The following is a 24,204-nucleotide window of genomic DNA, read 5'->3' on the forward strand; positions in this document are numbered from 1 at the left end:
ATCTTTTTTACTCGGGGCGGCGCAACTGATGATTTTCGGAGGTAATGGAACGATTACAGGCAAAGCAACCCACTGTGCTTGCTGTCTCCTGTCTAACAAGTCATCATTTTCCTTCTTATGAATCGCGGCGAAACGGGGAATGATAACAAATGCAATCGAAGCAAGGGGGATGAAACAAATGGGCCAACCGCGCCATTTTAAACCTGGGGATAAAGCTCCGAACAACGGTGTTTACATTGAAATCGGCGAAACAGGTGACAATGTAAAAAATCCGAAAAAGCTGAAACTAAAAGCCGGCGATACGTTCCCGGAAACGTCGAATCATAACCGGCATTGGACATATTTGCGCAAACCTTAATGTGCGAAAAAAGCCATTCCGTTTTGGAGTGGCTTTTGATTTGCCGTGCGCCGTGCAATCCGCTATAATGATTTATAGTCAAAGAAGGTCAAATGGAGGGAACGGCATGGACGCAAGCCGTTTGACAGAAAAACTGCAAGAAGCGCTCATGGCGGCGCAGTCGCTCGCCAAAGAACGCCATCATCAACAGCTTGATGTTGAGCATCTTCTGAGCGCGCTGCTTGAACAAGAAGGTGGCTTGGCGCCGCGGCTGCTGGAGCTTTCCGGTGCCGATCGGAACAAGGTAGTCGGTTTTCTAAACGAACAGCTTCGTCATAAGCCGGAAGTGCACGGGACGGAGGGGCAGCTATACATTGCCCCGGCGTTGGCGCGGCTGCTTGACGAAGCAGAAGCCGAAGCGAAACGAATGCAAGATGAATACGTGTCGGTCGAGCATGTGCTGCTCGCTTTGCCGTCCGGCGCCGAGCATATCGCCCGGCGTCTGGCGTCGTTTGGGTTGACACGTGAAGCGCTGTTGACAGCATTGACAAAAGTAAGGGGGAATCAACGCGTGACAAGTCCGCATCCGGAAGCGACGTATGAGGCGTTGACAAAATATGGGCGCGATTTAGTCGCCGAAGTGAAGGCGGGAAAAATCGACCCGGTGATTGGCCGTGACAGTGAAATTCGTCGCGTGATTCGCATTTTGTCACGGAAAACGAAAAACAATCCAGTGCTGATCGGCGAACCGGGCGTTGGGAAAACGGCCATTGTTGAAGGGCTCGCCCAGCGCATCGTCCGCAAAGACGTTCCGGAAGGGCTGAAAGACAAAACGATTTTCGCGCTTGATATGAGCGCGCTTGTTGCCGGGGCGAAGTTTCGCGGCGAATTTGAGGAGCGGCTGAAGGCGGTACTGAACGAAATCAAAAAAAGCGATGGCCGTATCATTTTGTTTATTGATGAGCTACATACGATTGTTGGTGCCGGTAAGGCAGAAGGGGCGATCGACGCCGGCAATATGTTGAAGCCGATGCTCGCCCGCGGCGAACTGCGCTGCATCGGGGCAACGACGCTGGATGAATATCGACAATATATTGAAAAAGACCCAGCGCTCGAGCGCCGTTTCCAGCAAGTGCTCGTCGAAGAGCCGAGCGTTGAAGATACGATTTCGATTTTGCGTGGATTAAAAGAACGGTACGAAGTGCACCATGGCGTGAAAATTCACGACCGTGCGCTCGTCGCGGCCGCAGTATTGTCTGACCGTTACATTTCCGACCGCTTTTTGCCTGATAAAGCGATTGATTTGGTCGATGAAGCGTGCGCAACGATCCGCACGGAAATGGAATCGATGCCGTCCGAGCTCGATGAGGTGATGCGCCGCGTCATGCAGCTTGAAATCGAAGAGGCTGCCTTAAGCAAAGAAACAGATGAGGCAAGTCGGACACGGCTTGAGGCGCTGCAAAATGAACTTGCTAACTTGCGCGAGAGAGCGAATGCCATGAAAGCAAAATGGCAACAAGAAAAAGAGGCGCTCGATCGTGTCCGCCGCGTGCGCGAGGAGCTCGAACGGGCCAAGCGCGAGCTTGAAGAAGCAGAAAACGACTACGATTTAAACAAAGCGGCTGAATTGCGCCATGGACGCATCCCGCAGCTTGAGAAACAACTGAAGCAGCTCGAGCAGGAAGCAAGCGGCCAAGGAGAAGGAAAGCTGTTGCGCGAGGAAGTGACGGAAGAAGAAATCGCCGAAATTGTTTCACGTTGGACTGGCATTCCACTCACCCGCCTTGTGGAAGGGGAAAGAGAGAAGCTGCTTCGTCTCCATGAATTGCTGCACGAGCGGGTCATCGGCCAAGACGAGGCGGTCGAACTTGTCGCTGATGCCGTCTTGCGGGCGCGAGCGGGCATTAAAGACCCGAATCGCCCGATCGGTTCGTTTCTTTTTCTCGGCCCGACCGGTGTCGGCAAAACAGAGCTCGCCAAAACGCTCGCCGAAGCGCTGTTTGACAGTGAAGAGCAGCTAATTCGTCTTGACATGTCCGAGTATATGGAAAAGCATGCCGTTTCCCGCCTGATCGGGGCGCCGCCTGGTTATGTCGGCTACGAGGAAGGCGGCCAGCTGACAGAGGCGGTGCGGCGCAAGCCATATTCCGTTTTGCTGCTTGATGAAATCGAAAAAGCGCACCCGGACGTGTTTAATCTTTTGCTGCAGCTGTTGGATGATGGACGGCTCACTGACTCGCAAGGACGGACCGTCGATTTTAAAAACACGGTCGTCATTATGACGTCTAACATCGGCTCGCCGCTCTTATTAGAAAGCCGCAACGGCGAAATCGAAGAAGAGACACGGAAACAGGTGCTTGATCAACTGCGCGCCCATTTCCGCCCCGAGTTTTTAAACCGGATCGATGATGTCGTCTTGTTTAAGCCGCTGTCAACGAATGAGGTCAAAGGCATCGTCGCTAAGTTTGCCCGCGAATTGTCGCGTCGTTTGGCCGATCGGCATATTGAGCTCGTGCTGACGGAAGAAGCGAAACAGCATATCGCCGAAGCCGGCTTTGATCCGGTATACGGCGCCCGCCCCTTGAAGCGGTTTATGCAAAAGCAGATTGAAACCCCGCTTGCCAAAGAGTTGATCGCCGGGCGGGTGAAAGATTACAGCACTGTCACGGTCGATGTCGAAAACGGCCAGCTTGTGATCCGTCCGTCCGCGTAAAAACGTTTTTAGGCGAAGGGGCTATATCACTGACGGGAGAGATGGTTTCTTTTGACGGCAACGAAAAATGGTGCGGCGGTCCAAAAGGTGTCCCGATATAGTGTTCGGGGCACCTTTCTTTTCTTTCACCGATCGTCAAGGGTATAATGAAAAGAAAAAAGAAAGGAGAGTGCTTGGTTGGCGCGGGAACGAAAAATTTCGCTGAATGAGCTGTTTGCCCAAACGAAACAACTTCTCCTTGAACACGGATATGAAGGATTTACGTTTGGCTTGCTGGCTGAACGGCTTGGAGTGGCGCGGAGTGCAATTTATAAATATTTTGAGAACAAAGAGGAATTGATTACTACATATATGGTAAATGAAATGGAAGAAGTGTTCATAAAATTAGAACATATACATGTGTATCCTACCTTTGATGAGCAATTTCGTTTTCTGCTCGATTTCATCTTATATCATAATGATCTTCATGAAATGATTTCGATTGGAAAACGAATTCCAGAAAACCATCCAAAAGTGCAGGAAAATAAACAGCGTCTCGCCCAGTTTCACAAGAGAATGTATGAAGAGCTAGAACATTTAATCAAACGGGGAAAACAGGAAGGGAAAATAAAGCCGCACCTTCCGAACCAAGTAATTCTTGGTTATATTTTTCAGTCAGTCTCTGTTCCTCATTTTCCCGGCATCTCTCTTGCTGAATGGGTGGAAAGCATTAGGGAGATCATTATGTACGGGGTCATGAATAGAAATTGACAGTTATGTCACTTTCCCATTATCATTAAGTTGTATTTAAAGTGACAAGTTTGTCACTTTTGTTGATCAAACGAAATGGAGGATGAGTAATGAATCGATGGCTGCAGACGGTGACAGACCGGGTAACGACGAAAAAAGGGATGTGGTGGACACTAGTCGTATGGTTTATTGTCACTGTTGTGTTGGCCGTTGCGGCGCCGAGTGTAAAAGATTATGAAGTATCGAGCATTGAATCACTGCCGGAAGATGTACAGTCGATGGTGGCGCAAAAGAAAATCGATCAATACTTTGCGAATAGCGACGGCATCCCTGCGATTTTTGTTTTTCGTTCTGATGACGAGCCGATTTCAACAGAAGAATTGCAGCGCTTGTTGGCCGATATTGAGAAAAACCACCAAGAAGCACTTGAACAGCTTGTTCCAATTGCTTCCCTCCCACCGCAAGCCGCAGCACGGTTTTTTGCTGAAGATGGGAAAATCGCGGTTGTTCCAGCGATTTATCAGTCTTCATTGGAATCGAAAGAAATTCGCACGATCAATGACGATATTCAGAAACTCGTCCATAGCGAAAGCGATGTAAAGCTTTATATTACTGGTCCGGCTGGCATCGCGGCGGATACGCTGGAATTGTTTTCGCGCGCCGATGTTGTGCTCATGCTCTCAACAGTTGGACTGATTCTAGTGCTGCTGATCATCATTTACCGCTCACCACTATTGGCGCTCATTCCGCTTGTTGTCGCTGCGTTTGTGTATGAAGTAGTCGTGCAGCTGCTCGGGCTGTTAGGGCGAGGAGGACTTGTCATCTCCAACCAAACGGTTTCGATTATGTCCATTTTGCTGTTCGCTGCGATTACGGATTACTCATTGTTTATCTTTTCCCGCTACCGGGAGGAGCTGAAACGGTACGAGAACAAGTGGGAGGCGATGAAGCAGGCGATGCGCGAGACCGGGCTGCCTGTCCTGTTTTCAGGGGGCACCGTATTGGCAGCGATGCTCGTGTTGTTTTTCGCCAAGCTAGGGGATTATCGAAATTTTGCCCCGACGTTTGCTCTCACGATGGCCATCATCATGATTGCTTCGGTCACGCTGATCCCGGCTTTGTTCACGTTGTTCGGACGTAAAGCGTTTTGGCCGAACATTCCGCGTGTCGGTGATGCCAAAGAGAAAGGAATGCGGACATTTTGGGAAAAAGTTGGTCGGTTTGTCGTTCGCAAGCCGCGTCTGACCGTGGCTCTCATCAGCTTGCTCCTTGTGGTGATGGCTGCTCATACGTCAGCATTGCGCTATGAGTATGATCTAATCAAATCATTCCCGGAAGATATGCCGTCGCGCCAAGGATACGAATTGCTCGAGAAGCATTTTGCAAAAGGAGAGTTGGCGCCAACAACGGTCTTGTTTGAGGGAAAAAATGCCTTGACGCCACAACAAATGAAAGAGTTGCAGGAACAACTCGAGAAACAGCCGCTTGTCAGTGAGGTGCGTCCGGCCGGCACAGCGGATGATGGACGTGTGGTCTCGTTTACACTTACATTTCGGGAAAACCCATACGATGTCAAAACGATTGATGCGTTAGAACGGATCATCGATCGGAAGGAAACGATCATCAAACAAAGCGGGCTTGATGGACGACTTTATTTCGCCGGAGAGACGGCAGCGAAAGTGGATGAGCGGGTCGTAAACAACCGCGATATGGTTGTCATTGTCACGTTGGAGACACTTCTTATTTTCCTTCTGCTCATTGGGTTGACAAAGTCCGTAAAACGATCGCTGTATATGATCGGAACGATTCTCGTTTCGTTCGCGGCGGCACTTGGGCTTGGCATTTGGTTGACGGATTTGTTGTTTGATATCAAAACTGTCAGCGACCGTGTGCCGATTTATGCGTTTGTGTTTTTAGTGGCGCTTGGTATTGACTACAATATTATACTCGTGTCGCGCTTCCAAGAAGAGTGGAGAACTCATTCCGTCAACGGGGCGGTCGAACGAGCGGTAGCCCATACTGGCGGCGTCATTTCTTCCGCTGGCCTCATTTTGGCGGCGACGTTTGCCGTGTTGATGACTCAGCCTGTACAACTGTTGTTTGTGTTCGGTTTCCTCGTGGCCATCGGTATTTTACTTGATACGTTTCTTATTCGCGGGATGCTGCTGCCCGGGCTTATTGTCTGGATAGAGAACGGACGGCAGCGAAACGTTCAAACGGGCAACGAATAATGTACAAAAGAACGGACATAAAAACAACGCCTTGGAGTTTTAACAGCTCCAAGGCGTTGTTATTGATCAAAGGTTTTCTAGATTAATGATGGTGCCCGGCTGGCTCGTCCGGAATCAAGGCTGCTACTACAACGATCAAAATCGTAGCGACGACACTGATGATCGCGCCGGTCGTAAAATCATAGCTAATGCCTTGCATCGAGCCCATAACATAGGTCGCCATTTGCACGAGCAAAAACGTCCAGAAAAATGTCCAAAACAGGCGCATCTTGTTTCCTCCTATCTTCGCATCATTTCTTCCCTTATCTTATCACAATTTGTTCATTTAGGCATATACCCGGACGTTTTTTTTCGTCGGGCATATCGTATACTGTACAATTATGTATCGCCAAACAAGGGTGAATGGAAACGATGGCAGGACAACAACGGTTTTTCCAACTTGATGGGCAATGGTGCATCGTTCACGTGCCGGAGCGCCCGAACGGGTTTGCCCTTTTTTTAATGGGGGACGGCGATCATTTCGTGAACGAACAGACGAGTTTTTGGCTCGAGCATCCGGGGCGGCGCCAGTGGCTGGAGGAGTGGCTTGAACGTGGGTATACGGTGTTTTACTCTCATTTGTACGGCCGGCATTGGGGAAGCCCAAAAGCAGTCCGGCTGGCGCGTCAGCTTATCTACTCAGTACTGAAAAGCGAAATTGTCAACAAGCGCATTTATATCGTTGCCGAAGGAATGGGCGCACTTGTCGCCTCGCAGCTGCTTGGCGCCATGCCAAGGCAAATCCGCGCCGTCGCCATGATCAACCCTTGCCTTGATGTACGTGCGCAGCTCAGCTATGCGCAGGAACATTCGTTGATGTATCGACGGATGGTGAAAGAAATCGCGCTTGCCTATGGCATGAAGGAAGAAGAGGTGCCGGAGGCTGTTCCGTCCCTTTTTCTCAGCCCTCATGATGTTCCGGTGACGATTTGGCAGCTCGCCGGTGTGAGCGAATATCCGTCCGCACTGCACAGCCGCAAATACGAACAATGGATGAAAACGATGAACGATCGAGTGCGCGTCGTTTATCATTTACTGGAAAGGCGGCGCCAGCTGGCAGCGCAAATCGGACAATTTTTTCGCCAGTACAATGAGCTCCCGTAAACAACGAAGGCAGACGCATCGCTTGGTTGCGTCTGCTATTTTTTTATGAAATCGACGAGTGAAGAGATCTTTTTGACAAGCGGTTTTAACTGTTGCAAAGAGTCCGTCAGCACGCTGACATTTTCAAACAGTTTCATAAAATCAATGTTTGGCAGCGGGGGCGGATCTGTCTCCTCCCGCTCTTCCCGCCGGTCGGTTTGGCGTGGGGGGAACGGGCCGAACATGAGGCGAGAGAAGCGATCATGCGGCTCGCGATGCTGTTCTGGTGTTGGATTGTTCGCCATGTAGCGTCCTCCCTTTCGTACCATCTTTACTTGTCATTGTATTGTATGAGCGGAAATGAAAAACGGTTTGGACAAATGCCTTTAAGTACAGAGAAGCGCCTGAATTCTCTTTGCTTTTCTTTCAAGGGGATCTCCGCTTTTCTATTGCGCACATGCGCTCTTTCCGATAAAATTAGTACCAAGTAATAATAATTGGTTATGTGGATTGATTGTATATTGGGAATTACGCTGTATTCAAAAGGATTTTCGGTTATTTTGCAAGGAAAAAGGAGATGAGTAGCATGGGAGCAGGAATTATCGGCGTTGGTTACTATGCACCGGAAAAGGTGTTGACAAACGCTGACTTGGAAAAAATGATGGACACATCAGATGAATGGATTCGAACGCGCACGGGGATTGAAGAACGGCGCATCGCTCCAGATGAGATGGATACATCTGACATGGCGTATTTTGCTGCTGAGAAGGCGCTCGCTCACGCGGGCATTTCCGCGAAAGACATTGATTTGATTTTGGTAGCTACCGTTACTCCGGACCGCCCGTTCCCGTCTGTTGCGTGCATGTTGCAAGAGCGCCTCGGTGCTGTCAACGCTGCAGCGTTGGACATTAGCGCTGCCTGCGCCGGGTTTATGTATGGGGTCGTGACGGCGAGCCAATTCATTGACAATGGTGCATACAAGTATATATTGGTAGTAGGCGCGGAAAAACTATCAAAAATTATTGACTGGACCGACCGGAATACGGCAGTGCTGTTTGGCGATGGCGCCGGGGCGGTCGTCATGGGGCCGGTGTCACCCGGACGCGGCATTTTATCCTTTGAATTAGGCGCTGACGGAACGGGAGGAAAACATTTATATCAAGACGAATATATCATCATGAACGGCCGTGAAGTGTTTAAGTTCGCTGTCCGGCAAATGGGAGAGTCAAGCTTGAATGTGCTCGAAAAAGCTGGCCTATCGAAAAATGATGTTGACTTTCTGATTCCCCACCAGGCGAACATTCGCATTATGGAGGCAGCCAGACAGAGGCTCGAGCTGCCGGAAGAGAAAATGTCAACAACGATTCGCCGATACGGCAATACGTCAGCCGCGTCCATTCCAATTTCACTCGCTGAGGAATTTGAAGCGGGGAAAATTAAAGATGATGATGTCATCGTCATGGTTGGATTCGGCGGCGGGCTGACGTGGGGTGCGATCGCCTTGCGCTGGGGCCGCTAACAACTTTTAGATTATCGGAAAAAGGAGAGACGAAGCGATGGAAAAAAGACGAGTTGTCGTGACCGGGATGGGGGCTGTCACCCCACTCGGCAATGACGTCGAAACAACATGGAAAAACATCATTGCCGGTCAGTCTGGCATCGATATTGTCACTCGTGTCAATCCCGACGATTTTCCAGCGAAAGTGGCGGCGGAAGTCAAAGATTTTGACCCGACGGTGTTTATGGATCGCCGCGAGGCACGGAAGATGGATCGTTTTACACAATACGCCGTGGCCGCAGCGCTTATGGCGGTGAAAGACGCCAATCTGGAAATCAATGAACAAAACGCTGAACGAGTCGGTGTCTGGATCGGATCTGGTATCGGCGGGATGGAGACGTTTGAGCAACAGTTTGAAACTTTCCAGAAACGCGGCTACCGTCGGGTGAGCCCGTTTTTCGTGCCGATGATGATTCCGGATATGGCGGCTGGACAAGTGTCGATCATTCTCGGGGCAAAGGGAATCAATTCGTGCACAGTCACTGCTTGCGCGACTGGAGCCAATTCGATCGGCGACGCGTTTAAAGTCATTCAGCGCGGTGATGCCGACGTGATGATCACTGGCGGAGCCGAAGCGCCGATTACGACAATGTCGTTTGCCGGCTTTTGTGCGAACACAGCGCTCTCGACGAATCCAGATCCGAAAACGGCAAGCCGCCCGTTTGATAAAAACCGTGACGGATTTGTCATGGGCGAAGGAGCAGGCATCATCGTTCTTGAAGAGTTGGAGCACGCGTTGCGTCGCGGAGCGCCGATTTATGCCGAAATTGTTGGCTACGGCGCCACCGGAGATGCTTACCATATTACGGCGCCGGCGCCGGGCGGTGAAGGGGGCGTGCGGGCGATGCGCCAAGCGCTCCATGACGCTGGCTTGCAGCCGGAGGAGATCGACTATATTAATGCCCACGGCACAAGCACAGAGTACAATGATAAGTATGAGACGTTTGCCATTAAAGAAGTGTTCGGTGATCATGCGTATAAGCTCGCCGTCAGCTCAACGAAGTCGATGACCGGCCACTTGCTTGGGGCGACCGGTGCGGTGGAAGCTATTTTCTCGGTGTTGACGATTCGCGATGGTATCATTCCGCCGACGATCAACTACGAAACGCCAGATCCGGAATGCGATCTTGACTATGTGCCGAATGAAGCACGCAAGCAAGAAGTGCGCGCAGTCTTAAGCAACTCATTTGGATTTGGCGGCCATAACGCGACATTGATTTTCAAAAAATATGTGTGACGAACGGAAATGAGAGCCTTCGGTTGAACGAAGCTGCCCCCGTTAGGCATAACTAACGAGCAGCAGTTCGTTCAAAGCGAGGCTCTTTTTTGATTGGCGCATCCCGCTCTGTTTCCGCCTTTGTTCACCGTCTTTTCTTCTCCAACATAATGTAAGAGGGAGGGGAGGAGAGACGATGGGACTGTTCCCAACTGACCGGTGGCTCGAACAAGACCAGGGGGATCCGCTTCGGCTATGCGCACGGTTGGTTCCGTTTTTTGGGGATGCGTCAGCGCGTGATATTCATCAATATTTGCGTCTGTATGGCATGTATCGAAGTGCTCGGCAAGCCGTTCGGCTTTTGCCGGACATGAAGGCACAGCGTCTATGGGAGCGGGTCGGCCGCCAATATGACCGGCAGCGCGCGGCATGGGACGGACCGGACGTTCCGGTGTTTTTGCTGCCGGCGGATGATGAGAACCCGAAACTTGCGCGTGAGTTTCACGGAAAAGGCGGCGTGGCATTTGCCGATAAGCTGTTTTTCTTTTTGCTGTCCGATCATCGTGACGACGAGATTGCTGCGCTCGTAGCGCACGAATACAATCATGTCTGCCGACTGCAAAAACTGCCGGATGGCGGCAAAGAAGCGACGCTGTTGGATGCCGTGATTATGGAAGGGCTGGCAGAACATGCGGTTGCTGAGACGGTCGGTGCCGAGAAGTGCGCAAGCTGGACGGCGTACTATACAGATTGGGAGTTAGAGCGATTTTGGCGCCGCTACATCGCTCCAAACCAAGACGTGGCCGTTTCGCATCCACTTAGCACCCGGATTTTGTACGGGATTGGTTGGTATCCGAAAATGGGCGGCTATGCGGTGGGACACGCCATCGTTCAGCGCTGCCTTGGGCGGGGGCATTCATTGACGAAACTGATGGCGATGGAAGCGAAACAAATCGTTGCTTTAGCTGGTTTTGACATCATCAAATAAACAGGTTGTCCATCGGGGCGGCAAACGAACAGTCATGTTGTCCACCAGGCCGACATATATGTAGAGCAAGGAAGTGGACAAGAAGGAAGGGAAGCCCGATGGTCCGCCTGTTTTTTTATTTGGTCGGTTTCGGTTTTTCGGTCGTGGGCGGTATGGTTATTATCGCGTATTTAAACATTATTACCCCGGAACGAGGCTTCAGTGACTATATGGTTTATATCGCGACAAGAGCAGAATGTTATTTATTGCCGCTTGGTTTGCTTTTGATGTGGGGAAGTTTGTCGTTTCCAGGCCGTAGCTCATAGAGGGGAAAAGAGGGCGAAATGGAATAAAATTCTGCCCCTCTGCCTATACTGATGGACAAACACGTCTGGAAGTGAGGGGTATTACATGCTTTACTTGCATGACATTTGGGTGAACTGGTTTGAAGGCGAGGAGAATGGATACAACGTCTGCCATTTCCATGAATGGCGCAAAGACGATCAAATCGAGCTGCTTGACCAGGTACCGCTTTTAAAAGTGTCCCCGGCTTTGTTCCATTATATTGAAAACAGCTTGTCCGACCTTCCGAAACCGCTTTTAGACGATGTTTATCAAAAAGCGTATATCCGCAAAAACCATGAACGCATCCAGCTGGACTATTGTTTCATCGTGACGGATGGGGTCGGCATTTTGGCCGTCGATACGATCGGATACCACATTCCGATCCGTAAAAGTCGGCTCATTCCGCGGCAAGAGCAACTTGTTTACGAAATGGCAGCCGAGGCAGAGGAACAAAAATATCCGTTGCCAAAGTATGAAAAAGAATATCATATTTTATCACCGGCCCCGGAACTGATGTGCGGGCTAACGCGGAAGGAGCGGCAGCTGAAACAATTGCTGTTTATGGCGCTCGATCAGCTGTATTCAACGAAAAACAGTGCGGAAGTGCGCTATTGGTATACAGAGTGGGCACCGGAAAAGTATTCGGACATTCAAAAAATGTCGTTTGAAGAAGCATGGGAACGGTTGTATGAAGAAACAAAATACGGTTGGTCGGAACGCCACGAGCAGTTGTGCGAAAACTTGATTAAAGGTCAGCCATTTTTTGAGAAGCTTTGGGAAACACAGCAAGAACCGAAAGTGAATTAAAAAACGGGCAGGCGCCTCGTGCCTGCCCGTTTTTGTATGGCTGCATTATGCTGATTTTTTACCGACGCCGCCCAAGCCCCATGGCTTGTTCCATTTTGCGCACCATTTCCGAGGCGACACGGTTCGCTTTTTCCGCCCCTTCGTCTAGGACGCGGTCGAGCTCTTCACTTTCGAGCCAATGATAATACCGCTCTTGGATCGGTTGGAGCGTTTCAATGACCACTTGGGCCAAATCGGATTTAAAGACCCCGTATCCTTTTCCTTCGTATTGCCGCTCAAGTTCGTCAATCGGCTGACCCGATAAAATCGAATAAATGTTGAGCAAGTTCGAAATGCCCGGTTTCGCTTCCTTGTCATAGCGAATCGTTCCTTCTGAATCGGTCACAGCACTTTTAATTTTCTTTTCAATCGTTTTGGCGTCGTCAAGCAGCGTAATAAACGATTTCGGGTTTGGGTCAGATTTGCTCATTTTTTTCGTCGGATCGGTAAGCGACATAATGCGGGCGCCGATTTTCGGGATGCGCGCTTCCGGGATAGTGAACAGCTCGCCGTACCGTTTGTTGAAGCGCTCAGCTAAATCGCGCGTCAGCTCGATGTGCTGCTTTTGGTCTTCGCCGACTGGGACAATGTCCGTGTTGTAAAGCAAAATGTCGGCTGCCATAAGCGGTGGATACGTGAGCAACCCGGCACTGACCGCCTCTTTACCGGCTGATTTGTCTTTAAACTGCGTCATCCGCTCCAGTTCGCCGATATAGACGATGCATTGCAGCATCCAAGCCGCTTGGGCGTGCGCCGGCACCTCCGATTGAACGAACAGCGTCGCCTGTTTAGGATCGATGCCGACTGCCAAATATAAGGCAGCGAGACGGCGAATGTTTTGTTGCAGTTCGTTCGGATTTTGCGGAACAGTAATGGCATGTTGGTCGACAATGCAAAAATAGCAGTTGTACTCATGCTGCAGTTCGACAAATTGTCGCATCGCACCAATGTAGTTGCCAAGGGTAATGACGCCGCTTGGCTGAATGCCAGAAAAAATGGTTTTCATCTGCGATCACTCCTCCACCAAGAAAATAAAAAAGCCTACCGCCCCCTTTAATAGGGACGGTAGGACCGTGGTGCCACCCTACTTATTGCGCCTGATGCGCAATCGCTCAGCCCATGCTTTGCGCATGGCCCCCTGTAACGCGGGGAAACGTCCTCACCTACTGCATCGCTGGTTCAGCGGGAAGCTCGAAAGCCCATTCCATATGGCTAGCCGCTTGTTCGCACCACCCACAAGCTCTCTGAAGGCATCGCCATATGTACTCTTCTTTCTCATCGCCCATCTCGCTATTTGCTCTTTATTATATGAAAAACAACCAGCTGTTGCAACCTTATTGGATTGCATACCCGGCGGCGATCATGATGAGAAATAGAAAGAGACCGGAAAACAGCAGCGGGTAGGTGGCCACAAAGTGCCGCGGGCCACGCGATTCCTCTGTTTCCTGTTCCGAAGCCGCCTCTTCGAGATACTGTTCCGCCTTTGTTCCACTTTTGCGCCATCGGCGAAATCCGTAAGCAAATCCGCTGAAAAATCCGCGCTCGTAGACGAACAAAAGCCCGCCGAGCGACAGCGGAACAAGAGAGAGTAAAAAAGCCACGTTAATGAAGGCAACTGCTGTCCACGTCCCTTGCCAAGAAATGATCAGCCCGCTCGCTAGCAACATCGCGGCAATGAGCCATCCGGTTCGAACAGCAATCTGTTTCACGTCGTTTCTCCCGCCTTTCTGCTTGCCGATTTTATTGTACCATAAAACGATCAGGTGAAAAGATTGTTAAAAAAGTTATATCAAAAAATACACCTCTATCTTGGAAACAAAGGAGTAATTTGTTCTGGCGATGATAAAAAAAGGAAAAAAACTATATTGTAAGCGTTTTCTAAAGCATCTATAGAAATTTATTATTTACAAGGTTGGCAAAAGTTTGTACAATGCAATTAAGTCGATATTCCTATATTTTATAAGTAATTAGAAAACTTTTTATTGAATAAAACAAAAAAATTCTTTTCAAATATATTAATAGTCGGTATAATAGGCTTGTAGGTACAATCTTCTGAAACCTAATAGTTCAGAAGATTTGTAATAAAATACATAAGTTTTAAGGGGGGTTTTTAGTGAAGAAGCGATTTTCTTTATTCCTCGTTCTGCTTCTCGCGCTGTCTACGTTCTTAGCAGCGTGTGGCGGGGGCGGGGACGACAAAGCCCAAGGCGGTGAAAGCGGCGAAAAGCCGGCGGAGAAGAAGGAGCAAGTGCTGAACTTGCTTGATTCTTCAGAAATTCCGTCGCTTGACTCAGCGCTCGCTACCGACCAAGTATCGTTTATCGTGTTGAACAACGTCATGGAAGGTCTGTACCGTTTAGGAAAAGACAACAAGCCGGTTCCTGGGGTGGCGGAAAGCCATGAGGTGAGCGAAGACGGCAAAACGTATACGTTCAAGCTTCGCAAAGATGCTAAATGGTCGAACGGTGACCCGGTGACGGCGCATGACTTTGTGTTCGCTTGGAAACGGGTGCTTGATCCGAAAACGAAGTCTGAATATGCGTACATCATGTACGACATTAAAAATGCGGAAGAAGTCAACACCGGCAAATTGCCAGTTGACCAGCTCGGTGTCAAAGCGCTTGACGACTACACGCTCCAAGTGGAGCTGAAAAACCCGGTTCCGTATTTCGTCAGCTTGACGGTATTCGGTTCGTTCATGCCGCAAAACGAAAAATTCGTGACAGCTCAAGGCGACAAGTACGGTTTGGAAGCGAACACGACGCTCTACAACGGTCCGTTCGTCTTAAGCGAATGGAAACACGAGCAAGGTTGGACATATGAGAAAAACCCGAATTACTGGGATAAAGATACAGTTAAGCTCGAAAAAATCAATGTGAAAGTCGTAAAAGACACCGCAACGGCTGTCAACTTGTATGAAACGAAACAAGTTGACCGTGTCGGTTTGTCGGCTGAATTTGTTGATAAGTATAAAAACGACAAAAACTTCAAAACGGAATTGGAGCCATCTCTCTTCTGGCTGCGCATGAACACGAAAAATGAGCCGTTAAACAATGTGAATGCGCGCAAAGCAATTGCGATGGCCATCGACCGCCAAGCAATGGTGGATACGCTGCTTAACAACGGTTCGATTGTAGCGAACTTTACTGTCCCGAAAGATTTCGTTACAGGCCCGGATGGCAAAGACTTCCGCGATGCAAACGGTGACTTAGTGTCGTACAATGTGGACGAAGCGAAAAAACTGTGGGAGCAAGCGAAAAAAGAGCTTGGCAAAGACAATTTCACGATTGAGCTGTTAAACTATGACAGCGACAGCTCGAAGAAAATTGGCGAGTACATCAAAGAAGAATTGGAGAAAAACTTGGAGGGCTTGACGGTCAACATTAAACAGCAACCGTTCCAACAAAAACTTGACCTCGAAAGCAAAATGCAATTTGACTTGTCATTCTCTGGTTGGGGTCCGGACTATCAAGACCCGATGACGTTCCTTGATTTGTGGACGACAAATAACCCGCACAACCAAACGGGTTGGTCGAATGCTGAATACGACAAGTTGATTAAAGATGCAAAAACAACGTTGCTTGGCGATTTGCAAGCTCGTTGGGATGCGATGCTGAAAGCAGAAAAGATCGTCTTTGAAGAAATGCCGATTGCTCCGCTCTATCAGCGTGGCCTCGCTTACCTAGAACGCGAGTATGTAAAAGATATCATTACTCACCCGTTTGGCGGCGACTACAGCTACAAATGGGCCTATATCGAGTAATTCGTTTTCTAAAGAATGCCAAGGAGAGTATATGCGAGGGCATATACTCTCTTTTTGGCTGTCAAGGCGAAAAATGTCGAAAAAAGCAAAATGTTAAGAGATTATTAACAGTAAAGTTTAGGAAATCAATAGGGGAGGTGCAGCCATGGCGCGGTATACGATTCAACGGATCGTGTATATGGTGATTACGTTGTTCATTATTGCCACCCTGACGTTCTTTTTAATGAAGCTGTTGCCTGGTTCGCCGCTGCAAAACCAGGAAAAATTGACGCCAGAACAGCGGGCGCTCATTTTAAAAGAATATGGGTTGGATAAGCCAGTGCCTGTGCAGTACGTGCAATATTTAGGCAATTTGTTGCAAGGGGATTTAGGGGTTTCGTTCCAGTACGACAACCGTCCAGTGACAGAATTGATCGGTGACCGGATCGGCCCATCGGCCCAGCTAGGGTTTCAAGCGATTGTGTTTGGCACGATTGTCGGATTAGTGCTTGGTATTTTTGCAGCTATTCGTCATAACAGTTGGGAAGACTATACGGCCACGGTCATTGCTGTCATCGGAATTTCCGTTCCGTCGTTTGTGTTGGCTGGATTTTTGCAATATTTTATCGGCGTGAAGCTACAGTGGCTGCCGGTCGCTTTTTGGGAAGGGTTTAAATATACGATCATGCCGACATTGGCGCTATCCGTCGGTGTTATTGCCAACATCGCCCGTTTTATGCGGACTGAAATGCTTGAAGTGTTAAGTTCTGATTACATTTTAACGGCTCGGGCAAAAGGGATTAGCAATGCCGGGGTTGTGGTTAAGCACGCCATCCGCAATTCGCTTATCCCCGTGATCACCATTCTCGGTCCGATGGCCGTGAACTTGATGACAGGGACGCTCGTTATTGAGAAAATTTTTGCGGTTCCAGGGCTTGGTGAGCAGTTTGTTCGTTCCATCGAGTTGAACGACTATCCGGTCATTATGGGAACGACGTTGTTTTACTCGGCATTATTAATCTTTGTCATTTTTATCGTGGACATCCTCTATGGAATTGTTGATCCACGCATCCGGTTAGCGGGAGGGAAGAAATAATGGCGAAACAACAATACGATCAGCTTTCACCGGAATGGTTTCAGCCCGCCCCGCCGAACGTCGGCGAACAAGAAAAAATCAATCGTCCAAGCTTGACGTTTTGGCATGACGTATGGCTTCGCCTGCGTGAAAACAAAGCGGCGATCGCCGGGATGATCATGATTGTCATTTTGGCTTTACTGGCGATTTTTGCGCCGATGGCCAGTGAACGTTCATATAAAGCACAAAACTTAAGCCATGCGAAACTGCCGCCGAAAGTCCCGGTTTTGGAGAATATTAGCTGGCTTAATTTAGATGGAAAAGACCCTAATGGCGTCGACGTCTATAAAGAGCGCGGCGTCAAAGAGTACTACTGGTTTGGTACCGATGATTTAGGCCGCGACTTATGGGTGAGAACGTGGTATGGCACCCGCATTTCGCTTTACATAGGATTACTCGCTGCTGTGATTGATTTGTTTATCGGCATTGCCTACGGCGGTATTTCCGGTTATTACGGCGGCCGTGTCGATAACGCAATGCAGCGGGTCATTGAGATTTTAAACGGTATTCCGTATTTGATCGTCGTTATTTTATTTATCTTAATTTTTGAGCCGGGGATTATTTCGATTACACTGGCGATGGTCATCACCGGTTGGACGACGATGGCGCGTATTGTGCGCGGGCAAATTTTGAAGCTAAAAAACATGGAATATGTGCTCGCTGCACGGACGCTAGGAGCGTCTAACTCACGGCTCATTTTTAAACATTTGATTCCGAACGTCATGGGCCCGATTATTATTACGACAATGTTTACGATTCCATCGGCCATTTTTACGGAGGCGTTTTTGAGCTTTATCGGCCTTGGTATCCGTCCGCCGGAAGCATCGCTCGGCTCACTCGTTAACGAAGGGTATAAGTCCATTCAAACGTACCCGCATTTAATTATTATCCCGTCGATCGTCATTAGCTTGCTTATTCTGAGCTTCAACCTTGTCGCTGACGGGCTGCGCGATGCGCTTGACCCGAAAATGCGCAAATAATGGATGGAAGGGGTGAAAACGATGGAGAAAATTTTACAAGTGAACGATTTACACATTTCCTTCGATATCCATGCCGGCGAGGTGCAAGCGGTCCGCGGTGTGACGTTTGATTTGTATAAAGGGGAAACGTTGGCGATCGTCGGTGAGTCGGGATCTGGAAAATCGGTGACATCGAAAGCGCTCATGCGCTTGTTGCCGACGCCGCCAAGCCGCATTAAACAAGGGGAAATTTTATTTGAAGGAAAAGACTTGACGAAGCTGACGGACAAGGAAATGCAGGAGATTCGCGGGAAAAAAATCTCGATGATTTTCCAAGACCCGATGACATCGCTCAATCCAACGATGACGATCGGAAAACAAATTATGGAAGCCATTTTAAAACATCAAAATTTATCAAAAGATGAGGCACGCAAACGGGCGATCGAGCTGTTGCAACTTGTCGGCATTAAAAACGCCGAATTGCGCATGAAACAATATCCGCATCAATTTTCCGGCGGAATGCGTCAGCGCGTTGTGATCGCTATAGCGTTAGCGTGCAACCCGAAAATTTTAATTGCTGATGAGCCGACGACCGCGCTTGATGTAACGATTCAAGCACAAATTTTGGAACTCATGAAAGACCTTCAGAAAAAGCTTGGCATGTCGATCATTTTTATTACCCATGATTTAGGAGTCGTTGCTAACATGGCCGATCGTGTGGCGGTCATGTACGCTGGTAAAATCGTCGAAATGGGCACGGTTGATGAAATTTTTTACAATCCGAAGCATCCGTACACATGGGGTCTGCTTGCGTCGATGCCGAGCCTTGACCATAAAGATACCGAGCTGTATTCGATCCCGGGTTCGCCGCCAGATTTGTTAAACCCGCCAAAAGGTGATGCCTTCGCGCCGCGCAACCCGTACGCGTTAAAAATCGACTATGAGCTTGAGCCGCCGATGTTTCAAGTGTCGGACACGCATTATGCGGCGACATGGCTGTTGCACGAGCTGGCGCCGAAAGTTGAACCGCCGGCCATTGTGCGCGAACGGATGAAACAGTTTGCTGACATCGTTGCCCGGAAAGGAGGCAAACCGCGTGGCTAAACAAAAACTGCTTGAAGTGAAAAACTTAAAACAATACTTCCCAGCCGGCCGCGGTGAAGTCGTCAAAGCAGTCGACGGGGTGACCTTTGACATTTATAAAGGAGAAACGTTCGGCCTTGTCGGAGAGTCGGGCTGCGGCAAGTCGACAACAGGGCGGACGATCATTCGGTTATATGATGCGACAGACGGGGAAGTGCTGTTTAACGGCGTCAGTGTGCACGGAAAAAAATCAAAAAAAGAGCTAAAAGAGTTAAACCGGAAAATGCAAATGATTTTCCAAGACCCGTATGCCTCCCTCAACCCGCGAATGACGGTTGCTGATATTATTGCCGAGGGCATTGATATCCATGGGCTGGCAAAAACAAAAGAAGAGCGGATGCAGCGCGTCTATGAGTTGCTCGAGACGGTCGGCTTAAACCGTGAGCATGCCAGTCGTTATCCGCACGAGTTTTCCGGCGGTCAGCGCCAGCGGATTGGTATCGCCCGAGCGCTCGCGGTCGAACCGGAATTCATCATCGCCGACGAGCCGATTTCCGCCCTTGATGTATCGATCCAAGCGCAAGTCGTAAACTTGTTGAAGCGACTGCAACGCGAAAAAGGGTTGACGTATTTATTTATTGCCCATGATCTATCGATGGTGAAGTACATCAGCGACCGGATCGGAGTCATGTATTTCGGGAAAATGGTCGAGCTCGCCGAGTCGGAAGAGTTGTACCGCAACCCGATCCATCCGTATACAAAAGCGTTGCTCTCCGCGATTCCGCTTCCGGATCCGGAAACGGAGCGAACGCGCAAACGGATCGTCTACGACCCCGCGCAGCATGGTTATAAAGACGGGGAAGAACTCGAATTTCGCGAAATTACGCCAGGGCATTTCGTGCTTTGCTCAGAAGAAGAGTATAAGCGGTATCGGGCGATGTATGCCTAAACAGCGCGATTGACTGAAAGGGACTGTTCCTATGAGCACGAAAAAGCGCCGTCTCTTCACCGACGCTTGATGCGAACGGAGAAGCAGGCGGCGCAATATTATACACTTGTTTCTGGCGTTATTTTTTTCCTCCGACGAAATTCCACCCTTGCTGGATGCGGCGTGAAGCCTCAACATGTTTCTCTCTCTTGTTTCGGCCGAATAACCGTTCTCCAATCGTGTTGCTCATGCTCCCCATCAAGGCAGTGATGCCGACGATCAGTGCTGAAGCAATGACAAAGTCAACAAAATAGTCGGCCATATGTTCTTCCTCCCTTTTTCTCTTCTATTTTGATTGTAGAGGATTTTCCTCCCTATTGGAAGGGGGGCAAAGAAAATTGCATTAATCGTTGAAAAACTATATCTTTTTCCGTGGATTTATTGTATAATATATCATGTTAAAGTCATTTCAATTTGTAAATGATTAACAAGACGGCCGGCCACTAGGCAGGTGGTATAGGCCGTATCACTATGCCGTCAAGCGTATGAAAGTGGCATAGTTGTATGCGCCCGTCAGCTGACGGGCGGGGGAAGCAAGGGATTCCTTGTAAAAAGGAGTGATCAAAATGGTCAAGCTATACACATCACCGAGTTGCACGTCGTGCCGGAAGGCGAAGGCGTGGCTCGAGAAGCATGATATTCCTTATGTTGAACGCAATATTTTCTCCGAGCCGCTCACGGTCGAGGAGATTAAGGAAATTTTACGGATGACGGAAACGGGGACAGATGAAATCATCTCGACCCGTTCGAAAGTGTTCCAAAAGCTGAACATTAACCTCGAATCCTTACCGTTGCAAGATTTGTACGAGCTTATTCAAAAAAACCCGGGCATTTTGCGCCGGCCGATCATCATCGATGAAAAACGACTTCAAGTCGGTTATAACGAAGATGAAATCCGCCGCTTCCTACCGCGCAAAGTGCGTGCGTATCAGCTCCGCGAAGCGCAGCGGTTAGTGAATGGATGATAAAAACTTCTACATGGCTTGCCATGTAGAAGTTTTTTATCAATGTCTAATCATCGCCATTTGACCGTGCGTGTTCGACGGTTGGCCGCAAAGCCGAGCAGAACGGCAAGAATGGCCCCTGAGAGCGGGAAGAAGAGTTCCCAACGCGGATCGTAAAACGGGCGCAGCTGTTCTTCGGCGGCGATCATTTTTCCAGCAGTATAGGCCAATAAGGCGCCGCCGATATAAATGAGAGGCGGGAATCGCTCCATGGCATAAAGGATGATTTTGCTGCCTAAAATGATGATAGGAACGGAGCAAAGAAAGCCGAAGACGACAAGCTCGAGATGCCCTTGGGCCGCTCCGGCAATGGCGATGACGTTGTCCATGCCCATGACGACATCGGCGACAACGATTGTCCGGACAGCTTTCCAAAGCGATGGTTCAGCTTTAATCGCAGCCTGTTTTTCGTCTTTTTGCCTGATAAGCTTTAAGGCGATCCAAAAGAGGATAAGGCCGCCAACAAGCTGTAAAAACGGAATCGTCAATAGCCAAACAACGGCTGCCGTCAATAAAATACGGACGGCGATCGCCAACGCCGTGCCAAGGACGATGGCGATATTCCGTTTTTGTTCCGGCAAGTTGCGGCTCGCTAACGCAATGACAACCGCATTGTCCCCACCTAGAATGACATCGATGCCGATGATTAATAAGATCGATACGATATATTCATCCACCATAGGCGTCCCTCATTCCGTCCGTGTTCATCACCATTATAGTAGGGCATGGCCGGTTTCATAACCAATTTTTAAAAACGCGTTTTTTTATTTCCCTTCTTTCGCTTTTTATCATAAAATATAAATTACAAGATATGAGTTTTCATTATAAATAAAATGTTTGAGGGCACGATCCCTTCCCTTTTTTATTTCTTTGTTTAGAAGGGAGAGTTGAGAAGATGGAAATCGAACGTATCAATGATCATACGGTGAAATTTTACATTTCGTATGTTGATATAGAGGAGCGCGGTTTTGACCGTGAAGAAATTTGGTATAATCGGGAACGAAGCGAAGAACTATTTTGGGAAATGATGGATGAGGTCCATAGCGAAAGTGATTTTTCGCTCGACGGTCCGCTTTGGATTCAAGTGCAAGCATTGGAAAAAGGGCTTGAAGTTGTCGTGACGAAAGCGCAGTTGTCCAAAGACGGGAGTAAGCTTGAGTTGCCGCTTCCGGAAGAAAGATGGCGTGAGTTTTCACTGTCAGCCGATGAGAAGCTTGAGTCGTTGCTCAGCCATCATTTCCATTTTGGACGAAACAATGACGCCGAAGACGGCCAGGAGCAAGACGTTCTTCAATTTGTCATTTCGTTTAAAGACATCGAAGACGTGATCTCCTTGGCACATCGCGCTGATTTTTCCGGCCTGTCGAACCGCCTGTTCCAGTTTGAAGGGCGTTACTATTTGTTTGTCGAATTTGGTGAACAATATACTGAGCATGACATAGACAATATGCTCAGCCTTCTGTTGGAATACGGGAACGATTCGCAGCTGACGATTTATCGTCTAGAAGAATACGGGACCGAGATTATGAGTGATAATGCGCTTGAAACAGTAAAAAGATATTTTCCGGCCCCATAACGTCTCCATACCGCCGATTTCGCTGCCAGAAATCGGCGTTTTCTTCGTTAATGAAGGGAAGGGTAGCCATCATGAAAAGCAGGTGGAGGGGTTTCGTTGAGAAACACATCTAGAGTGGCGATTCTCATCGTCATTGTCGGTGTACTGCTGACATTGACGCACGATTATTGGGGAGGAAAGCTGCTTGGCATTTTTAGTGTGCTCATCTCTTGTTCAGTGGTATTTATCGCATTTGTCATTTCACTCGAGAATCGAAAACCAGCGCAAACGATCGCTTGGCTGGCAGTGTTAGGCAGCTTTCCGTTTCTTGGATTTTTATTTTATTTATTGTTTGGGCGTAACTATTGGCAACAGCGGCGCTTTAAAAAGAAAGCTGAATCTGATGAAGCAGTGTTGCTGAAGTTTCAAGAGCCGTCGCCGATCGCCATAGAGCGGCTGCCGATGGCACCCCATCAGCGCCCGTTGTTGCATCTTGCCTATCGCATCGGCCAACATCCAGTTTCATTGGCGTCACAAACGGCGGTGTTGACGAACGGCGAAGAGACGTTTGCCGCGATTTTTGACGAGTTGGAAAAAGCACAGCACCATATTCATTTGGAATACTATATCGTCCGTCATGACGAAATCGGTCAAAAACTGAAACATGTCCTGATGGAAAAGGCGTGCCAAGGTGTGCATGTTCGCTTTTTGTATGACGCTGTCGGAAGCTGGAAGCTGTCGAACGCATACATTGAAGAGCTGCGTGCAGCTGGGGTGGAAATGATTCCGTTTTCACCGGTGCGTCTGCCCTTTTTGAGCAACCAAATCAACTTCCGCAACCACCGAAAAATTATTGTCATCGACGGAGGCGTCGGCTTTGTCGGCGGGCTGAACATCGGTGATGAATATTTGGGAAAAGACGAATATTTTGGGTTTTGGCGTGATACCCATTTGTTGATTCGAGGCGAGGCTGTTCGGACGCTGCAACTTATTTTCTTGCAAGACTGGTATTATATGACGGGAGAGCGATTGTTGACGCCGGAATATTTATCACCACCGCTCATTGTCGAGGAAGGCCAGGGCGGGGTGCAGCTCATTGCCGGCGGGCCGGATCAAAAGTGGGAAGTGATTAAACAGTTGTATTTTGCCATGATTACGTCAGCGAAACGGTCGATTTGGGTCGCCTCGCCGTACTTTGTTCCGGATGAAGACATTTTAACGGCGCTGAAAGTGGCGGCACTAAGTGGCATCGACGTCCGCCTGCTGGCACCGAAGCGCCCGGACAAAAAAATCGTCTTTTACGCCTCGCGCTCGTACTTCCCAGAACTGTTGGAAGCCGGAGTGAAAATTTACGAGTACGAAAAAGGGTTTTTGCACAGCAAGGTGATCGTCGTCGATGGAGAGCTTGCCTCGATTGGCACGGCAAACATGGATATGCGCAGCTTTCATTTAAACTTTGAAGTGAACGCGTTTTTGTATTATACGGACAGCACAAACAAACTTGTGAACGATTTTTTGGAAGATTTCCGTCATGCTTCCCCAATTGATTATGTACAGTTCCAGCAGCGCCCATTCCGGGTGCGGATTGTTGAATCGGTTTCGCGCCTGCTGTCGCCGCTATTGTAACGATATGTTTTGAGTGCTTGAGATGCAAGTCCGCCGGCTTGGCGGGCT

At 49.0% G+C, this 24,204-nt stretch carries 24 protein-coding genes and 1 other annotated feature; of the genes, 18 read left to right on the forward strand and 6 right to left on the reverse strand.

Annotation, left to right across the window (positions count from 1 at the left end; all coding sequences use genetic code 11):
• The first annotated feature begins 178 nt into the window (after positions 1-178).
• The 4 genes from NSQ22_RS04215 (at position 179) to NSQ22_RS04230 (ending at position 6,010) form a co-directional block, all read left to right on the forward strand.
• Entirely contained in the window at positions 179-358 is a 180-nt protein-coding gene (locus NSQ22_RS04215) for a YjzC family protein (protein WP_008878992.1), read from the forward strand.
• A gap of 106 nt (positions 359-464) precedes the next feature.
• Positions 465-3,050: an ATP-dependent chaperone ClpB gene (gene clpB, locus NSQ22_RS04220; protein WP_008878991.1), complete on the forward strand. Its 2,586-nt coding sequence runs from the start codon at positions 465-467 to the stop codon at positions 3,048-3,050.
• 177 nt (positions 3,051-3,227) lie between these two features.
• A complete protein-coding gene (locus NSQ22_RS04225; RefSeq protein ID WP_008878990.1) occupies positions 3,228-3,800 on the forward strand; it encodes a TetR/AcrR family transcriptional regulator in 573 nt (190 codons plus the stop codon).
• 89 nt (positions 3,801-3,889) lie between these two features.
• Positions 3,890-6,010: an MMPL family transporter gene (locus NSQ22_RS04230; RefSeq protein WP_011886933.1), complete on the forward strand. Its 2,121-nt coding sequence runs from the start codon at positions 3,890-3,892 to the stop codon at positions 6,008-6,010.
• Positions 6,011-6,092: 82 nt separating this feature from the next.
• Here the strand turns inward: NSQ22_RS04230 and NSQ22_RS04235 are convergent, their stop codons facing one another.
• Complete coding sequence (locus NSQ22_RS04235; RefSeq protein ID WP_008878986.1) at positions 6,093-6,278, reverse strand: YjzD family protein; 186 nt, start codon at positions 6,276-6,278, stop codon at positions 6,093-6,095.
• A gap of 134 nt (positions 6,279-6,412) precedes the next feature.
• Here NSQ22_RS04235 and NSQ22_RS04240 point away from each other — a divergent pair, with 134 nt between their 5' ends.
• Positions 6,413-7,153 carry an alpha/beta hydrolase gene (locus tag NSQ22_RS04240; protein ID WP_008878985.1) on the forward strand — a complete coding sequence of 247 codons (741 nt, stop codon included), beginning with the start codon at positions 6,413-6,415 and terminating at the stop codon, positions 7,151-7,153.
• A 35-nt stretch (positions 7,154-7,188) separates the two neighbouring features.
• On the opposite strand, the gene NSQ22_RS04245 is transcribed toward NSQ22_RS04240, so the two are convergent.
• Positions 7,189-7,437, reverse strand: a complete 249-nt coding sequence (locus NSQ22_RS04245; RefSeq protein ID WP_099232950.1) for a hypothetical protein — start codon at positions 7,435-7,437, stop codon at positions 7,189-7,191.
• A 281-nt stretch (positions 7,438-7,718) separates the two neighbouring features.
• Here NSQ22_RS04245 and NSQ22_RS04250 point away from each other — a divergent pair, with 281 nt between their 5' ends.
• The 5 genes from NSQ22_RS04250 to NSQ22_RS04270 all read left to right on the forward strand — a co-directional run bounded on the left by NSQ22_RS04250 (position 7,719) and on the right by NSQ22_RS04270 (position 12,025).
• Positions 7,719-8,651: a beta-ketoacyl-ACP synthase III gene (locus NSQ22_RS04250; RefSeq protein WP_008878983.1), complete on the forward strand. Its 933-nt coding sequence runs from the start codon at positions 7,719-7,721 to the stop codon at positions 8,649-8,651.
• A gap of 37 nt (positions 8,652-8,688) precedes the next feature.
• A complete protein-coding gene (gene fabF / locus NSQ22_RS04255; RefSeq protein WP_011886935.1) occupies positions 8,689-9,927 on the forward strand; it encodes a beta-ketoacyl-ACP synthase II in 1,239 nt (412 codons plus the stop codon).
• 175 nt (positions 9,928-10,102) lie between these two features.
• A complete protein-coding gene (locus NSQ22_RS04260; RefSeq protein WP_011886936.1) occupies positions 10,103-10,894 on the forward strand; it encodes a DUF2268 domain-containing protein in 792 nt (263 codons plus the stop codon).
• 98 nt (positions 10,895-10,992) lie between these two features.
• Complete coding sequence (locus tag NSQ22_RS04265) at positions 10,993-11,199, forward strand: hypothetical protein (protein WP_008878980.1); 207 nt, start codon at positions 10,993-10,995, stop codon at positions 11,197-11,199.
• 85 nt (positions 11,200-11,284) lie between these two features.
• On the forward strand, positions 11,285-12,025 hold the full coding sequence (locus NSQ22_RS04270; protein WP_008878979.1) for a YjbA family protein: 741 nt from the start codon (positions 11,285-11,287) through the stop codon (positions 12,023-12,025).
• A 58-nt stretch (positions 12,026-12,083) separates the two neighbouring features.
• Here the strand turns inward: NSQ22_RS04270 and trpS are convergent, their stop codons facing one another.
• Together trpS and NSQ22_RS04280 are read right to left on the reverse strand one after the other, a co-directional pair.
• Positions 12,084-13,070: a tryptophan--tRNA ligase gene (trpS, locus tag NSQ22_RS04275; RefSeq protein ID WP_011886937.1), complete on the reverse strand. Its 987-nt coding sequence runs from the start codon at positions 13,068-13,070 to the stop codon at positions 12,084-12,086.
• A gap of 49 nt (positions 13,071-13,119) precedes the next feature.
• Positions 13,120-13,352 (reverse strand) — a binding site (T-box leader).
• Between the two features lie 46 nt (positions 13,353-13,398).
• Positions 13,399-13,773: a DUF3899 domain-containing protein gene (locus tag NSQ22_RS04280; RefSeq protein ID WP_008878977.1), complete on the reverse strand. Its 375-nt coding sequence runs from the start codon at positions 13,771-13,773 to the stop codon at positions 13,399-13,401.
• A gap of 404 nt (positions 13,774-14,177) precedes the next feature.
• Here NSQ22_RS04280 and NSQ22_RS04285 point away from each other — a divergent pair, with 404 nt between their 5' ends.
• The 5 genes from NSQ22_RS04285 to NSQ22_RS04305 all read left to right on the forward strand — a co-directional run bounded on the left by NSQ22_RS04285 (position 14,178) and on the right by NSQ22_RS04305 (position 19,932).
• Positions 14,178-15,827, forward strand: coding sequence for a peptide ABC transporter substrate-binding protein (locus NSQ22_RS04285; RefSeq protein ID WP_029761526.1), 1,650 nt, complete (start codon positions 14,178-14,180; stop codon positions 15,825-15,827).
• A 145-nt stretch (positions 15,828-15,972) separates the two neighbouring features.
• Positions 15,973-16,902 carry an oligopeptide ABC transporter permease gene (opp3b, locus tag NSQ22_RS04290; RefSeq protein ID WP_008878975.1) on the forward strand — a complete coding sequence of 310 codons (930 nt, stop codon included), beginning with the start codon at positions 15,973-15,975 and terminating at the stop codon, positions 16,900-16,902.
• Entirely contained in the window at positions 16,902-17,921 is a 1,020-nt protein-coding gene (gene opp3C, locus NSQ22_RS04295; protein ID WP_008878974.1) for an oligopeptide ABC transporter permease, read from the forward strand. The genes opp3b and opp3C overlap by 1 nt, the downstream gene beginning before the upstream one ends.
• Positions 17,922-17,942: 21 nt before the next feature.
• Positions 17,943-19,004, forward strand: a complete 1,062-nt coding sequence (locus tag NSQ22_RS04300; protein WP_008878973.1) for an ABC transporter ATP-binding protein — start codon at positions 17,943-17,945, stop codon at positions 19,002-19,004.
• Complete coding sequence (locus NSQ22_RS04305) at positions 18,997-19,932, forward strand: ATP-binding cassette domain-containing protein (RefSeq protein ID WP_029761528.1); 936 nt, start codon at positions 18,997-18,999, stop codon at positions 19,930-19,932. Before NSQ22_RS04300 ends, NSQ22_RS04305 begins: the two co-directional genes overlap by 8 nt.
• A gap of 118 nt (positions 19,933-20,050) precedes the next feature.
• Here NSQ22_RS04305 and NSQ22_RS04310 read toward each other — a convergent pair whose 3' ends face one another.
• A complete protein-coding gene (locus NSQ22_RS04310; protein WP_008878971.1) occupies positions 20,051-20,233 on the reverse strand; it encodes a hypothetical protein in 183 nt (60 codons plus the stop codon).
• Between the two features lie 304 nt (positions 20,234-20,537).
• On the opposite strand from NSQ22_RS04310, the gene spxA reads away from it, so the two are divergent.
• Positions 20,538-20,936 (forward strand): transcriptional regulator SpxA, encoded by a 399-nt coding sequence (spxA, locus tag NSQ22_RS04315; RefSeq protein ID WP_008878970.1) that lies wholly within the window; start codon positions 20,538-20,540, stop codon positions 20,934-20,936.
• Positions 20,937-20,986: 50 nt separating this feature from the next.
• Here spxA and NSQ22_RS04320 read toward each other — a convergent pair whose 3' ends face one another.
• Positions 20,987-21,655, reverse strand: a complete 669-nt coding sequence (locus tag NSQ22_RS04320) for a TerC family protein (RefSeq protein WP_081157052.1) — start codon at positions 21,653-21,655, stop codon at positions 20,987-20,989.
• Positions 21,656-21,870: 215 nt separating this feature from the next.
• Between NSQ22_RS04320 and mecA the strand changes: the two genes are divergently transcribed.
• Positions 21,871-22,551 (forward strand): adaptor protein MecA, encoded by a 681-nt coding sequence (gene mecA / locus NSQ22_RS04325; RefSeq protein ID WP_008878968.1) that lies wholly within the window; start codon positions 21,871-21,873, stop codon positions 22,549-22,551.
• 96 nt (positions 22,552-22,647) lie between these two features.
• A complete protein-coding gene (gene cls / locus NSQ22_RS04330; RefSeq protein ID WP_008878967.1) occupies positions 22,648-24,156 on the forward strand; it encodes a cardiolipin synthase in 1,509 nt (502 codons plus the stop codon).
• Positions 24,157-24,204 lie beyond the last annotated feature (48 nt).

It is taken from the genome of Geobacillus sp. FSL K6-3411, from assembly GCF_037965715.1.
Taxonomy (GTDB): Bacteria; Bacillota; Bacilli; order Bacillales; family Anoxybacillaceae; genus Geobacillus; species Geobacillus thermodenitrificans.

Coding starts and splice junctions, on each gene's coding strand:
- NSQ22_RS04215 (WP_008878992.1), top strand. CDS start 179: ATGGGCCAACCGCGCCATTTTAAACCTGGGGATAAAGCTCCGAACAAC.
- clpB (WP_008878991.1), top strand. CDS start 465: ATGGACGCAAGCCGTTTGACAGAAAAACTGCAAGAAGCGCTCATGGCG.
- NSQ22_RS04230 (WP_011886933.1), top strand. CDS start 3,890: ATGAATCGATGGCTGCAGACGGTGACAGACCGGGTAACGACGAAAAAA.
- NSQ22_RS04235 (WP_008878986.1), bottom strand. CDS start 6,278: ATGCGCCTGTTTTGGACATTTTTCTGGACGTTTTTGCTCGTGCAAATG.
- NSQ22_RS04240 (WP_008878985.1), top strand. CDS start 6,413: ATGGAAACGATGGCAGGACAACAACGGTTTTTCCAACTTGATGGGCAA.
- NSQ22_RS04245 (WP_099232950.1), bottom strand. CDS start 7,437: ATGGCGAACAATCCAACACCAGAACAGCATCGCGAGCCGCATGATCGC.
- NSQ22_RS04250 (WP_008878983.1), top strand. CDS start 7,719: ATGGGAGCAGGAATTATCGGCGTTGGTTACTATGCACCGGAAAAGGTG.
- fabF (WP_011886935.1), top strand. CDS start 8,689: ATGGAAAAAAGACGAGTTGTCGTGACCGGGATGGGGGCTGTCACCCCA.
- NSQ22_RS04260 (WP_011886936.1), top strand. CDS start 10,103: ATGGGACTGTTCCCAACTGACCGGTGGCTCGAACAAGACCAGGGGGAT.
- NSQ22_RS04265 (WP_008878980.1), top strand. CDS start 10,993: ATGGTCCGCCTGTTTTTTTATTTGGTCGGTTTCGGTTTTTCGGTCGTG.
- NSQ22_RS04270 (WP_008878979.1), top strand. CDS start 11,285: ATGCTTTACTTGCATGACATTTGGGTGAACTGGTTTGAAGGCGAGGAG.
- trpS (WP_011886937.1), bottom strand. CDS start 13,070: ATGAAAACCATTTTTTCTGGCATTCAGCCAAGCGGCGTCATTACCCTT.
- opp3b (WP_008878975.1), top strand. CDS start 15,973: ATGGCGCGGTATACGATTCAACGGATCGTGTATATGGTGATTACGTTG.
- opp3C (WP_008878974.1), top strand. CDS start 16,902: ATGGCGAAACAACAATACGATCAGCTTTCACCGGAATGGTTTCAGCCC.
- NSQ22_RS04300 (WP_008878973.1), top strand. CDS start 17,943: ATGGAGAAAATTTTACAAGTGAACGATTTACACATTTCCTTCGATATC.
- NSQ22_RS04310 (WP_008878971.1), bottom strand. CDS start 20,233: ATGGCCGACTATTTTGTTGACTTTGTCATTGCTTCAGCACTGATCGTC.
- spxA (WP_008878970.1), top strand. CDS start 20,538: ATGGTCAAGCTATACACATCACCGAGTTGCACGTCGTGCCGGAAGGCG.
- NSQ22_RS04320 (WP_081157052.1), bottom strand. CDS start 21,655: ATGGTGGATGAATATATCGTATCGATCTTATTAATCATCGGCATCGAT.
- mecA (WP_008878968.1), top strand. CDS start 21,871: ATGGAAATCGAACGTATCAATGATCATACGGTGAAATTTTACATTTCG.